Annotated in this window: 9 protein-coding genes and 1 pseudogene; 4 read left to right on the top strand and 6 right to left on the bottom strand. The window is 71.2% G+C overall.

The genetic code is table 11. The annotated features are described in order from the left end of the window. The first annotated feature begins 27 nt into the window (after nucleotides 1-27). From ACIF83_RS11820 to ACIF83_RS11810, 3 genes and pseudogenes are all read left to right on the top strand, one after another. Nucleotides 28-987 (top strand): ABC transporter substrate-binding protein, encoded by a 960-nt coding sequence (locus ACIF83_RS11820; protein WP_398138439.1) that lies wholly within the window; start codon nucleotides 28-30, stop codon nucleotides 985-987. A 23-nt stretch (nucleotides 988-1,010) separates the two neighbouring features. Next, nucleotides 1,011-2,932, top strand: a pseudogene (locus tag ACIF83_RS11815) (aromatic amino acid lyase). Nucleotides 2,933-3,092: 160 nt separating this feature from the next. Further along, nucleotides 3,093-4,505: an MFS transporter gene (locus ACIF83_RS11810; RefSeq protein WP_393473517.1), complete on the top strand. Its 1,413-nt coding sequence runs from the start codon at nucleotides 3,093-3,095 to the stop codon at nucleotides 4,503-4,505. Between the two features lie 632 nt (nucleotides 4,506-5,137). Here ACIF83_RS11810 and ACIF83_RS11805 read toward each other — a convergent pair. The 5 genes from ACIF83_RS11805 to ACIF83_RS11785 all read right to left on the bottom strand — a co-directional run bounded on the left by ACIF83_RS11805 (nucleotide 5,138) and on the right by ACIF83_RS11785 (nucleotide 8,693). Then, entirely contained in the window at nucleotides 5,138-6,124 is a 987-nt protein-coding gene (locus ACIF83_RS11805) for an Lrp/AsnC family transcriptional regulator (RefSeq protein ID WP_399725871.1), read from the bottom strand. A gap of 47 nt (nucleotides 6,125-6,171) precedes the next feature. Next, entirely contained in the window at nucleotides 6,172-6,627 is a 456-nt protein-coding gene (locus ACIF83_RS11800; RefSeq protein ID WP_398138435.1) for a tellurite resistance TerB family protein, read from the bottom strand. Between the two features lie 209 nt (nucleotides 6,628-6,836). Then, nucleotides 6,837-7,487: a M15 family metallopeptidase gene (locus ACIF83_RS11795; protein WP_393473508.1), complete on the bottom strand. Its 651-nt coding sequence runs from the start codon at nucleotides 7,485-7,487 to the stop codon at nucleotides 6,837-6,839. Nucleotides 7,488-7,540: 53 nt separating this feature from the next. After that, nucleotides 7,541-7,990, bottom strand: coding sequence for a DUF6114 domain-containing protein (locus tag ACIF83_RS11790; RefSeq protein WP_393473505.1), 450 nt, complete (start codon nucleotides 7,988-7,990; stop codon nucleotides 7,541-7,543). A gap of 4 nt (nucleotides 7,991-7,994) precedes the next feature. After that, nucleotides 7,995-8,693 (bottom strand): DUF6230 family protein, encoded by a 699-nt coding sequence (locus ACIF83_RS11785; protein WP_399725867.1) that lies wholly within the window; start codon nucleotides 8,691-8,693, stop codon nucleotides 7,995-7,997. A gap of 724 nt (nucleotides 8,694-9,417) precedes the next feature. On the opposite strand from ACIF83_RS11785, the gene ACIF83_RS11780 reads away from it, so the two are divergent. Then, nucleotides 9,418-10,071: a Tat pathway signal sequence domain protein gene (locus ACIF83_RS11780; protein WP_393473500.1), complete on the top strand. Its 654-nt coding sequence runs from the start codon at nucleotides 9,418-9,420 to the stop codon at nucleotides 10,069-10,071. A gap of 3 nt (nucleotides 10,072-10,074) precedes the next feature. On the opposite strand, the gene ACIF83_RS11775 is transcribed toward ACIF83_RS11780, so the two are convergent. Beyond that, nucleotides 10,075-11,046, bottom strand: coding sequence for a lytic polysaccharide monooxygenase (locus ACIF83_RS11775; protein ID WP_399725863.1), 972 nt, complete (start codon nucleotides 11,044-11,046; stop codon nucleotides 10,075-10,077). Nucleotides 11,047-11,363: the final 317 nt, after the last annotated feature.

Below are 11,363 nucleotides of genomic sequence, written 5' to 3'. Positions count from 1 at the left end.
GAGAACTGGCTGGATTGGATCAGTGGTGTGACTTCCACCAAGCGCATCAGCAGGCCCATCCGGAGGAACCGAGGCGCGGCGGCGGTCGCCCTCGCGGCGGCGACGGCCCTGCTGGCGGGCTGTAACTCCTCCGACGGCAAGGGCGACAACCCCCTTTCGGACAGCAAGGCGAGCGGCGACGGCGTGGTCGTCGGATCCAACAACTTCGCCGAGAGCATCCTGCTCGCGGACATCTACGGCGAGGCCCTCAAGGCCAAGGGAATCAAGGTCTCTTACAAGCCGAACATCGGCAGCCGCGAGACCACCTACGGTCTGCTCAAGAACGGGTCCGTATCGGTCCTGCCCGAGTACAACGGCGCCCTGCTGGCCTACCTCGACCCGAAGGCCGCGCCCAAGACCGTCGAGGCGACCACGTCGGCCATCGAGGCCAAGCTGTACTCCAAGCTGACCCTGCTGGAGCCCTCGCCCGCGCAGAGCAAGGACTCGGTCACTCTCAGCGCGGCCACCGCGAAGAAGTACAACCTGACCGGGAAGTCGTCCATCGCCGACCTCAAGGGCATCGCGAAGGACCTGGTCATCGGCGCCTCGCCGGAGTTCCAGACCCGGCAGCAGGGCCTGGTCGGCCTGAAGGACGTCTACGGCCTGGAGTTCAAGTCCTTCAAGGCGCTGGACGCGGGCGGCCCGCTCACCAAGGCGGCGCTGAAGAAGGACACCGTGCAGGCCGCGGACGTCTTCACCACGGACGCGGACATCTCCAAGGAGAAGTTCGTCGTCCTGCAGGACCCGAAGAACCTCTTCGGCTTCGAGAACGTCCAGCCGCTCGTCTACAAGAGCGCCCTGCCCCAGAAGGGCGTCGACGCGCTCAACGCCGTCTCCGCCAAGCTGGACACGGCGACCCTGCTGGACCTGGACACCCAGGTGCAGTCGCAGAACAAGGACCCGCTGGACGTCGCCAAGGCCTGGCTGAAGTCCGCCGGTCTCGGCTGACGCACCGCGGCGCGGAAGCGACCGTGGACCCGACGACGCGGGTGCCCCCGGAGGCCGGGGACACCCGCGTCGTGCTGGACGGAACGGCACTCTCCCTGCCGGACCTGATCCGCCTCGCCGATGCCATGGCCGAACCCGCCGTGGATCCATCGGCCCTGGACCGGCTCCACCGCGCCCGCGAGCAGGCCGACCGGCTCGCCGCGGGCGGCCGTTGGTACGGCCGCGGCACCGGCGTCGGCGCCCACCGCTCGGTTCCCGTCGACCCCGCCGACGAGACCGCCCACGGCCTACGGATCCTGCGCAGCCACGCAGGCGGCGCGGGCCCCCTCCTGCCACCCCGCCAGATCCGCGCGATGCTCACCGTCCGGGCCAACCAACTCCTGTCCGGCGGCTCCGGCATCCACCCGGCCTTCGTCACAGCCCTCACCGAAGCCCTTCGCCTACGCGTCCACCCGGCCGTCAACGAGTACGGCGGCATCGGCACGGGCGACTTGACGGCCCTGGCGCAGACGGGGCTGACGTTGCTGGGGGAGCGGCCTTGGGTGACGGGTGGAGAGGCGTGGGGGCGGGGTGAGGCCGGGCGCACGCAGCCTGGGCCGGCTGAGGCTCGGGCTGCGGCGTCGAGTTCTGCTGCGGCGGTGTCCGGTGGGTCCGGCTCTGGGGTGGCGGTGCCTGGCGAGCCGGGCTCCGGCCTGGCCTCGTCTGCTGGGCCCGGCTCCGGGGTGGCTTTGTGTGGTGGGTCCGGCTCTGAGGTGGCGGTGCCTGGCGGGCCCGGCTCCGGGGTGGCTTTGTGTGGTGGGTCCGGCTCTGGGGTGGCGGTGTCCGGTGGGTCCGGCTCTGGGGTGGCGGTGCCTGGCGAGCCGGGCTCCGGCCTGGCCTCGTCTGCTGGGCCCGGCTCCGGGGTGGCCTTGTCTGGTGGGTCCGGCTCCGGGGTAGCACTGCCTGCTGGGCCCGGTTCTGCGGTCGCTCGGCCCGGTGAGCCCGGCTCTGTGGGGGTCCGCCCCGTCGAATCCCCGCCCGGGCTCCCCGCCCCCGTCACGCTTCGATCGGGTGACGCGCTGGCCTTGTTGAGCAGCAACGCGCTTGCCCTGGGGCAGGCCGGGCTTGCCTGGCATGACGTGGACGTGTTGCTGCGCGCCGCGCATGCGGTTGCCGCGCTCTCGCTCGCGGCCGTCTCCGGGTCGCCGGAGGCGTACGCCGCTCCGGTGCATGCCCTGCGGCCCTACCCCGGTCCGGCGCGCGCCGCCGCCGAGGTGCGGCGGCTGCTGGGGATGCCCGATCGGCCGGTCACGGCCGGGCGCCGGATCCAGGATCCCTTCGGCTTCCGGGCCTTTCCGCAGGTGCACGGCGCCGCTCTGGAGGCCTGCGAGGCACTGCGCCGGATCGTCGAGGTCGAGATCAACTGCCCCACGGAGAACCCGGTCCTGACCCCCACCACGGCGGCTTCTTCGCGGCCCCGCTGGGCCTGGCCCTCGACGGCCTGAACCTCGCCCTGCTGCAGACCGCCCAGCTCTCCGTGGCCCGGCTGAACGCGCTGGGCCGCCCCGATCTGACCGGCCTGCCCGCCTTCCTCGCCTCCGGCCCCGCCGGCAGCTCCGGCACGATGATCCTGGAGTACACCGCCAACTCGGCTCTGGCAGAGGTCCGTTCCTGTGCCGCACCTGCCTCGGCCGGTCACGCCGTCCTCTCCCACGGCCTGGAGGAGACCGCCAGCTTCGCCGGCCAGGCCGCCCGCCAGACGAGCCGTGCCGCCGACGCATATGCCACCTTGCTCGCCTGCGAACTCGTCGCCGCTGTAAGGGCGTTGCGGCTTCAACCGGTGACCCCGACGGTCCCCGCCTTCGCCGTCGCGGCTGCCGCGCTCCCGCCCGGCACCGAGGACCGCCCGCTGACCGGGGACATCACGACGGCGACCGAACTTCTGCTACAGCTCGCGGAGTTGTGAACCCCAGGTTCCCGTCCCGCCCGGCCGGCGCGTGAGCTTTCCGCACAGCCGACGGGTGTGAAGGAAGAAATCCGCACCTCTCCCCTGCTGGTTGGAGCCCGCCTCCCTTGCACCAACACGCTGGCCCGTGACCGCTACGTGCCGAGCGTGAGAGGACCCCATGACCACGGAACGCGTGCTGCCCGCCGAGACCTACCGCTGGCGCTGGCCGGCCCTGTTCGCCCTTCTCCTGGGGGAGGCGATGAACCTGCTGGACGCGACCGTCGTCCAGGTCGCCGCGCCCGCCGTCCACGCCGATCTGGGCGGCTCGGTCTCCGACGTCCAGTGGTTCGGCTCCGCCTACACCCTGCCGTTCGCGGTGCTGCTGATCACCGGCGGACGGCTCGGCGACCTCGCGGGCCGACGCCGGCTGTTCGTCCTCGGCGTCGTGGCCTTCACTGCGGCCTCGACGGCCTGCGCCCTGGCGCCCACGGCGGCCCTGCTGATCTGTTTCCGCACGGTGCAGGGCGCGGCGGCGGCTCTGGTCATCCCGCAGACCATCGGGCTGATCAAGGCGATGTTCTCGGGGGAGGAGACGACCCGGGCGCTGGGCAGCATCGGTCCCGTCATGGGCCTCGCCGCCGTCTGCGGACCCGTCCTCGGCGGTGTGCTGACCCACGCCGACCTGTTCGGCTCCTCCTGGCGGGCCGCGTTCCTGGTGAACGTGCCCGTCTCCGCAGTCGTCCTGGCCCTCGCCCCGCTCCTCCCGGAGGACCGAGCGCCGAGCCGGCCCGCCCTCGACTGGCCGGGTACGACACTGGCGGCGCTCGGCACCGGACTCGTCGTGTATCCCGTCATCGGCGCCGACGTCACCCGACTGCCCGCACACCGCTGGGCGTTGCTGCTCGCCGGGCTGCTCGTCCTCGCCCTGTTCGCACGGCACCAGCGTCGCTCGGCCCGGCCACTGCTGGAGGCGAGCCTGTTCACCCACCGCGGCTTCCCCGCAGCCCTGGTCACCTCGACCGCCTTCTTCGCGGTGACCACCGGAATGACGACGGTGGTCGTCCTCCAGCTCCAACTCGGTGCGCACACCGGTGTACTGGCGGCGGGCCTGAGCCTGATCCCGTGGTCGGCCGGCCTCGCGGTCGCGTCCTGGCTGGCGGGCGCCCGTCTGGTACGGCGGTACGGGCGCCGCGTGATGCCGTACGGACTCGGTGTGCTCCTGACCGGCCTGCTCGTCGTCGTCGCCGCCTACCGTACGGCCACCCCCGGCCACTACCCCGGCGCCCTGCTGCCCGCCCTCGCCCTCATCGGCCTCGGCGCCGGCCTGTTCACCCCGGCCTTTTTCACCCTGGCCCTGCATCCACTGCGCCCTCAGGAGATCGGCTCGGCGGCCGGGCTCCTCAACGCCGTCCAGCAACTCGGCGCCACCTTGGGTGTGGCGGTCCTCGGCAGCGTGTACCTGGCCGGCGCGGGGTCCGGTAATCCGGCCGCGGCCCTGCGGGCAGCCCAGGCCGCGTGCTGGGTGGCGGTGGGGCTCGTGGGGGTGTGCGCGGCGGCCAGCACCCGGGTGGCCGCGGAGGACCGGCAGTAGGCACTGTCCTGGCGGTCACGCGATCCGTTGGCAGCTTCTGCACTGCCCGAGATGACGCCTGTTGATGGTGAGCAACACCATCCCCGAACCGACCGACCAACGCGCCCACCGCCGACGTCGCGGCAGCGCAGGCGGCAGACGGACCTACCGCAGGCGCAGGACTGCCGCGCTCCACCCGAGGGCCTCGGGCCGTGCCAGCGTGGCAGCCCTCCCGCGCGGGCCATTTCCCGGCCTGCGGTGAACGCTTGCTGATGGGACGGATTGACTCCCTCGACGCGATTCCAGAGCTCGCGTGCCCGCAGCGAGCACGTCGTGGTCATCGAAGACGCTCAAGCTTGCGACGATGAACTGGATCAGTTGTCCCGACCGGTTCCACTTGCTCTTTTCCAACGTGATCACCTCACGGCGGCCTGACCCGCACCGCTCCAGCGAGTACCGGGAGCTGATCCAGTCGAAGCCGTCGAGCATCCGCGCAAGGCATGCGGCCCCGCCTTGGACGACTTCAGTCGGCTTCTCCAGCTGTGTCAGGCGAGCAATGAGGCCGTCAGGCTGCGGCGACTCCACACCGCTCGTGATCCCGAACAAAGATCCGCCAGACAGAACCTGGTACTCGCGCCGGACTCGGACCGACCTCACCTCGATGCGCGCCGCACCCGTGCCAGGTCCGTCAGAGACGGGCTCGCCGCCTTCAGTGTGCGCAGGACGGGGCTTGTCTCCAGGGTGCGGATCGCCGGGAGTGCGCCGAGTCGACGGGTGAGGTAGCGGTGCAGATCGGCCGGGTCGCGGCACAGGGCCTGGGCGACCAGGTTCGTGGGGCCGGTGGTCGCCGCCACGAAGGCCAGCTCGCCGTGGCCGGCCAGGGCGAGCGCGACCTCCTCCAGGTCCGCCGGGCGCACCGACAGCCACAGCAGCGCCCGGGCGCGTGCCCCGAACATCCCGGCGTCGACCTCAACGTCGAAGAACAGCGCGCCGGCCGCCCGCAGTTCGGCCAGTCGCCGGGCCGCGGTGTCGGGGGACCAGCCGGTGGCCCGGGCCAGCTCGCCCTGACCGAGCCGCCCGTCCCTCTCCAGGGCTGCCAGCAACTCGGCGTCTGCCGGGCCGGGTTGGCGGACCGCCTCGCTGCCGCCTCGGTACGTCAGTGCTGCCCGCTGCTCCTCGTCGAGGGCCTGGGCGCTGCGCCGCCAGTTCGCGGGTCCGCCCAGGTAGGTGTGCAGCAGGAGATGCGCGGACACGGCGGTGATGCCGCCGGTGCGTGGAATGTCCCGCAACAGCAGGGAGTCGGGGGAGGCCTCCTCGGCCGGGGCGTGGATCACCGCGGTGATCTCCGTCCCGCCCGAGGTCAGCTTCACCCAGGACGTATCGGGCCGCCGTGCCAGCGCCGCGGCGATGTCCTGCGCGGACCGCGCCGTCGCCGTGAGCCGCACCAGCCACTGCGCACGCCCCGCCCCGTGCGGGTCGGGCAGGCCCACCACCCGCAGGCCGGCCTCGGTGCGCAGCCGGCGGTAGCGGCGGGCGACCGTCTGCGCCGAGACGCCGAGCACCCCGGCGATCCTGCTGAACGGCGCCCGGCCGTCCAGGTGCAGGGCGTGGACGAGGGCACGGTCGAGGTCGTCGAGCATGCCCTCATCCTCGCGCGTGCCGACCGATCGGAGCGGGTGCCGATCGATCAGAGGTCGAACTCGTGCGGCGGCAGGTCGAGCGTGTAGCACGCCTCACGCACCACCGCCTGCTCGGTCTTGTCGAAGTCGCCGTCCGCGCCGCCGATGACGATGCCGATCTGCACCACGGCCCGCGCCTCGGCGGGCTTCTTCTTCGCCTTGGCGATCTCCTGGAGCACGCTCACCTTGCCGAAGTCGAAGTCGGTGGTCAGCTTGTTCAGGTTCTCCTCGAAGCGGCGCCTCAGGTCGTCGGCCGGGAAGTTCTGCAGCACCTCGTTCGTCGCGATGAGCTGAGCCACCCGCTGCCGCTCCGCCGGATCGATCGTGCCGTCGGCGGCGGCCACGAGCGCACACATCGCCATGCTCGCGTCGCGGAAGGCACCGCTCTTCAGGTCGTTCTTCTTCGCCACCAACTGGGTCTGCATCTGCGACGCCGACTCCTTGACGCGGTCCCACAGGGCCATGCGAACTCCTCGTATCCACGGTCGAATGCCTCGCCGAAACGTCTGCAGAAACTTCTACAGCAACGTAGAAACTTCTGGGGCGGCCGATAAGTTCCGGCAGCCCGGACGGACCGAATTCCCCGGGCGCGGGCGGACCACGGCGTAGAGGCGGCAGGAGGACGGCGACGGGGGCGATCATCCGTTCGCGGGACTCGTGCCGTCGTGCCCGGTCAGCCCAGTTCGCGCGGGCCGTAGATCGCGCTGCCGGCTCCGGTGGCCAGGGCCCAGTAGCGGTCGCCGAAGGACCAGTGCCACCACTCGGTGGGATAGTTCACCAGGCCCGCGGCGGCCAGTGCGGCACCGAGGAGCCGCCGGTTGGCGCGCGCCTCGGCGCCGACCTCGGCGGCGTCCGTGTAGCAGGCGCCCGCACTCTCCTCCGGGTCGGCGTTCAGCCGGGTCCCCATGTCGAGTTCCTGCCCGTCGGTGGTGACGAGGGTGAGGTCGACCGCGGCGCCGGCGCTGTGCGGCGCGATCTCCGGCGGCGACACGTACCGGCTCGCGGCATCCCGGACCTGCGTCGGCGACCAGTCCGGGTGGTCGCCGCGCAGTTTGCCGGCATAGCTCTCGAAGTAGTGGCGCTGCAGCGCGGGCGGCCGGTACCCCTCGACGAACAGCAGCCGTATACCGTCCGGCAGCAGCTCCTGAGCCTTGAGGAGCCGGGTCAGCACCCCTTCTCGCAGATGCGCGAACGCCCCCGAGTCATCGGTTTTGCGGGCGTCGACGGCGAGTTCCCGCTGCCGGACGTCCACGAGCGGTTCACCGCAGTCGACCACCGGGACGGCCGCGATCCTCGGGTCCGACATCAGCACGATCTCGTTCATGCATTGATCATTGCCGACGATCCGACTCGGCCGTGAGCGGTCGGGCGTCGAATTCAGGCCGGTTCCCCTGCCCCTTCCCCCAGCCCCTGTCCCGCGCCCCGGGCCGCCTTGCGGCGTCGGCGTCGGCTCACCCGGGGGTCCTGGTCGGGGAGCCAGCCGAAGGCGAGGCAGCTGCCGGTGACGCCGAGGAGGAGGCCGACGAAGAAGCCGCCCAGGTTGGAGGTGAGCCACGTGCCCAGGGAGAGCAGGACACCGGTGATGGAGTAGAAGAGCCGCTGGGACGGGTTGAAGAGGATCAGCAGACCCAGTATCAGCATCAGCGTCGGCAGCAGATAGCCGGCCAGCCCCTGCATGCCGATGTGCATCACGACCTTCAGCGAGGCCTTCTCGGTGAGCAGGATCTCGCCGCCGCCGAGAGCCAGCAGCAACCCGCCCCAGAACGGCCGACGGGCCCGCCACCTGCGGAAGGCGGGCCTCAGTCCCTGACGTGGGCGCTCCGGCATCGGATCAGCAACCCGAGTCGCTGAAGCTCAGCTTGAGCCCCGGAAGCTTGAACACCCCGGCCGTGGTCGCGTAGTTGGTCTGCCGCAGGTTGCCGATGTGCACGGTGTCGGCCTGCTGGCTGAAGACGCCGATCGGGCCCTTCGCGTTCGCCTTGGTCAGCGTGCTGGCGTCGTTGCCGATCTCGATGTTGTTGAAGGCCGCGTCACCCGACAGCTCGGTCGAGTCGGTGGTGAGGTCGCTCGCGGTCACCTTCTGCTCGCCACCGCCTGCGGTGATCTTCAGGTTGGTGCCGCCCAGGTCGACGCTCTGGCACAGCTTGGTGAGCGTGGCGTTCTTGATCGCGGAGGTGACGATGAGCACCTGCCCGCCGGTGTCCCCGGCGTTCGGGCTGCCGTCCGCCATGTTGTCGAGCCCGCCGAACTGCTCGAAGCCGGTGCCGTTGAGTTCCGTCGCCGTGACGGTGAACGGCATACCGGAGATCGCGAACTGCACACCGAGGGCACCCTCCGCGGTGAGGATCGCGAGGCCCGCGGCGACCATGGTGGCGGGCACCGCCATGACGGCGGCCCTGCGCAGTCGTACCCGACCTCGTCTTTCGCCGCCGGTGGCGGTCCCGGACGTGGCCGAGGCTTCGGACGGGGAACCGCTTCCCGGGTTCTCGGGGGTGTTGTCGGCGGACGAGAGGTCCGGGGACGAGGCCATGTCTGCTCCCATGGGCATAGATCAATGCGGGTTGGGCTTCAGTGGCGCGATGTCCTGGCGCGGACAGCGGCTGCCGCACACGCCTCCTCGCACTCCCGGCGGATGCAAGGGCTTTCTCGTTACGCGGCAGTAGCCTTCGAGGAAGTTACCGCCGGTTACTTTGGGGGGTCAAGGGAGTTGTGAAAAAAGGGTGTTGGATGTGCGCGGGTGCCGACGAGCCGCGTTCCGAAGCGGTATCCGACAGCCCTCGGTGAACAGCAACTCCCTTGCTGCGCCTTGACGTTGATGGTTGAGCAGGTCTACAACTCTCCCTGGTTTCCCCGGATCCGTGGCGCCGGATCCGCCGAGCGGCATCGGCCGCGTTCCCGGCCTTCGTTTCGGTAACCGCTCTGCCTTCCTTCCTTCGACAACCGCTCCGCACCAGCGCGGCATCGGCACGGTCGCTTCCCTCCTCGGCCCGTGCCCGGCCGCCCCTTGTCCGGCCCGGTCGGAGGCCTTCCCCCGAGGTCTTCGACCGGTGCCCGGCCGGCCGCCGTCGCCGGTCCGTCACGTACGGAGAAGGCGTCACGGCCCGGCGACGGCGACACCTCCACCTGGCATCGGCCCCAGCTCCACGGCGCGCCCCCCACCCCGCGTCACCGCCCCCACAGCGCCACCCCCCACGTCATGCACACCCCCCCACCTCACCTCACGTTGCCCCCCACCCCAGAAAAGAGGCACCCGCATGCGTACGCGATCCCTTCTCGCCCTCGCCGGCACCGTCACCGCGCTCACCGTCGCCGTGGCCGTCCCCGCCTCCGCGGACGGAAGCGCCGTCCTCACCACGGGCAGTGCCGGTGGCACCGCCGCCGCGGTCGGCGACACCCTGACCGCACCGCTGGCCGGCGGCACGACCGCGACGCTCTACTCCAGCGCGACCGGCACCAGCGGGGTCACCTGCACGTCGTCGCAGTTCACCGCCACGGTCACGGGCAACCCGAGCGCACCCGGTACGGCCACCGAGTCGGTCACCGGGCACACCTTCGACAGCAGCAGCTGCACCAGCAACGTCACCGGTGTGCTCGGGGTCAGCAGCATCACGGTCGACAACCTGCCCTACACCGCGACGGTCGCCTCCGACGGCACCCTCACCGTCTCGCCGGCCAGTGGCTCCACCATCCAGACCACGGTGAAGCTGCGCACCCTGCTGGGCACCATCACCTGTGTCTACCAGGCGCCGAGCCTGACGGGTAAGGCCGACAACAGCGACAGCAGCATCGCCTTCACCAACCAGCAGTTCACGAAGAGCTCCGGTTCGTCGCTGTGCTTCGCGAGCGGTTACTTCACCGCCAAGTACGCCCCGGTCACCGACGCGGGCGCCCGGGTCTACGTCAACTGACCGTCACAGCGTCGACGTTCCGCGTCGTCGCAGCCGCAGAACCAGGGCGGCGCCCCCGGTGAGCACCAGCACCGCGGCGGCGCCGCCCGCCAGCAACGGCGCCGAGGGGCCCGCGTCCGCGCGGGTGGCCTCGGCCACCGGCGTACCGTCGCTGGTGGTGCCAGGTGAAGTTCCCTTTTTCTCGGCAGGAGCAGGCGTTCCGGACGGCGGCTGCGCAGTCTTCGTCCGTGCGGGGTGAGGACTCGCCGGGGCGTGCGAGGCGGCGGCAGTCTCCGTGGCTTTCGCCGAACCCGAACCCGAACCCGAACCCGAGTCCGACTCCGCCCCCTTGCCCGCCCCCGGAATCACCACGTCGGAGCACGAGTAGTACGTGTCCGGCGTGCTGCTGTTCTGCCAGATCGTGTAGAGCATCTGGCGACCTGTCCGGTCCGACGGCACAGTCGCCCGGATGTGGTATGCCCCGTTCGTCAGCGGCGGGTCCGTGACCTCGGCGAAGGGGCGTGTGGGCAGGTCGGCCCACTTCAGCGGCTTCGACGGGTCGTAGCCGGGCTTGGTGAGGTACAGCCTGAAGGTGCCCGTGTGCGCGATCGTCGAGGCGTACGTCATCGTCAGTTTGCCGCCGGGCGTCAGCCGGGTCGCCGGCCAGTCCCGCCGGGCCAGATCGAGCCCCCGGTAGGCGGGCAGGTTTCCGCTGCACAGCCTGCCGTCCGGAATCACCTGCCGGTCCCGGCCGTTCACCCCCGCCACGCGCAGGTTGTCCCACGCGGTGAACGGGGTGCCGTTCGCGCTGATCGCCGCCCGGCAGGCGGCCGACCGGTTCGCGCTGCCGCCCTCGGGCGAGCAGGCGTACACCCGGCTGACCGGGTCCATGGGGGCACCGTGCGCCTGGGCAGGCCCCGCCGCCCACGGCAGGAGCAGGAGCGGGGTCGCCGCAGCGGTCGCCGTGACGCTCAGGCGGGCGGTCATCCGAGTCATCCGGGACTTCTCCTCGGCGGGCGCGGGAACGGGGTCTGCCGAGTCCAGTACGGGGCGCATGTCCGTCGCGTTCAGCCACTCCGGCGCCTCTGGTGTCCTCGGAGCACTGCACCCGACCGGTCAGACTGTTTTTGCGGGTCGCCGCGAGGTTCGACCGCAACGCGGGTCCGGACCCTTCCGTCGAGGTGGTCAAGGGCGCGGTGAACACAGTGCCTTGGCTTCCGGAAACACGCAGAAGTGGTGGGAGGAGTGCGTTCTGGGGCCGTCCGTTTGCGGAGTGTTATGCCCTGGCCCGGTGTCGTGCGGGTGAACGGAAG

It is taken from the genome of Streptomyces sp. NPDC085866 (genome assembly GCF_044541035.1).
In the GTDB taxonomy this organism is placed as follows: Bacteria; Actinomycetota; Actinomycetes; order Streptomycetales; family Streptomycetaceae; genus Streptomyces.
This window is presented reverse-complemented; position numbering and strand designations above follow the sequence as displayed.

Coding starts and splice junctions, on each gene's coding strand:
- ACIF83_RS11805 (WP_399725871.1), bottom strand. CDS start 6,124: ATGCTCGACGACCTCGACCGTGCCCTCGTCCACGCCCTGCACCTGGAC.
- ACIF83_RS11810 (WP_393473517.1), top strand. CDS start 3,093: ATGACCACGGAACGCGTGCTGCCCGCCGAGACCTACCGCTGGCGCTGG.
- ACIF83_RS11790 (WP_393473505.1), bottom strand. CDS start 7,990: ATGCCGGAGCGCCCACGTCAGGGACTGAGGCCCGCCTTCCGCAGGTGG.
- ACIF83_RS11785 (WP_399725867.1), bottom strand. CDS start 8,693: ATGGCCTCGTCCCCGGACCTCTCGTCCGCCGACAACACCCCCGAGAAC.
- ACIF83_RS11780 (WP_393473500.1), top strand. CDS start 9,418: ATGCGTACGCGATCCCTTCTCGCCCTCGCCGGCACCGTCACCGCGCTC.
- ACIF83_RS11775 (WP_399725863.1), bottom strand. CDS start 11,046: ATGACTCGGATGACCGCCCGCCTGAGCGTCACGGCGACCGCTGCGGCG.
- ACIF83_RS11800 (WP_398138435.1), bottom strand. CDS start 6,627: ATGGCCCTGTGGGACCGCGTCAAGGAGTCGGCGTCGCAGATGCAGACC.
- ACIF83_RS11795 (WP_393473508.1), bottom strand. CDS start 7,487: ATGAACGAGATCGTGCTGATGTCGGACCCGAGGATCGCGGCCGTCCCG.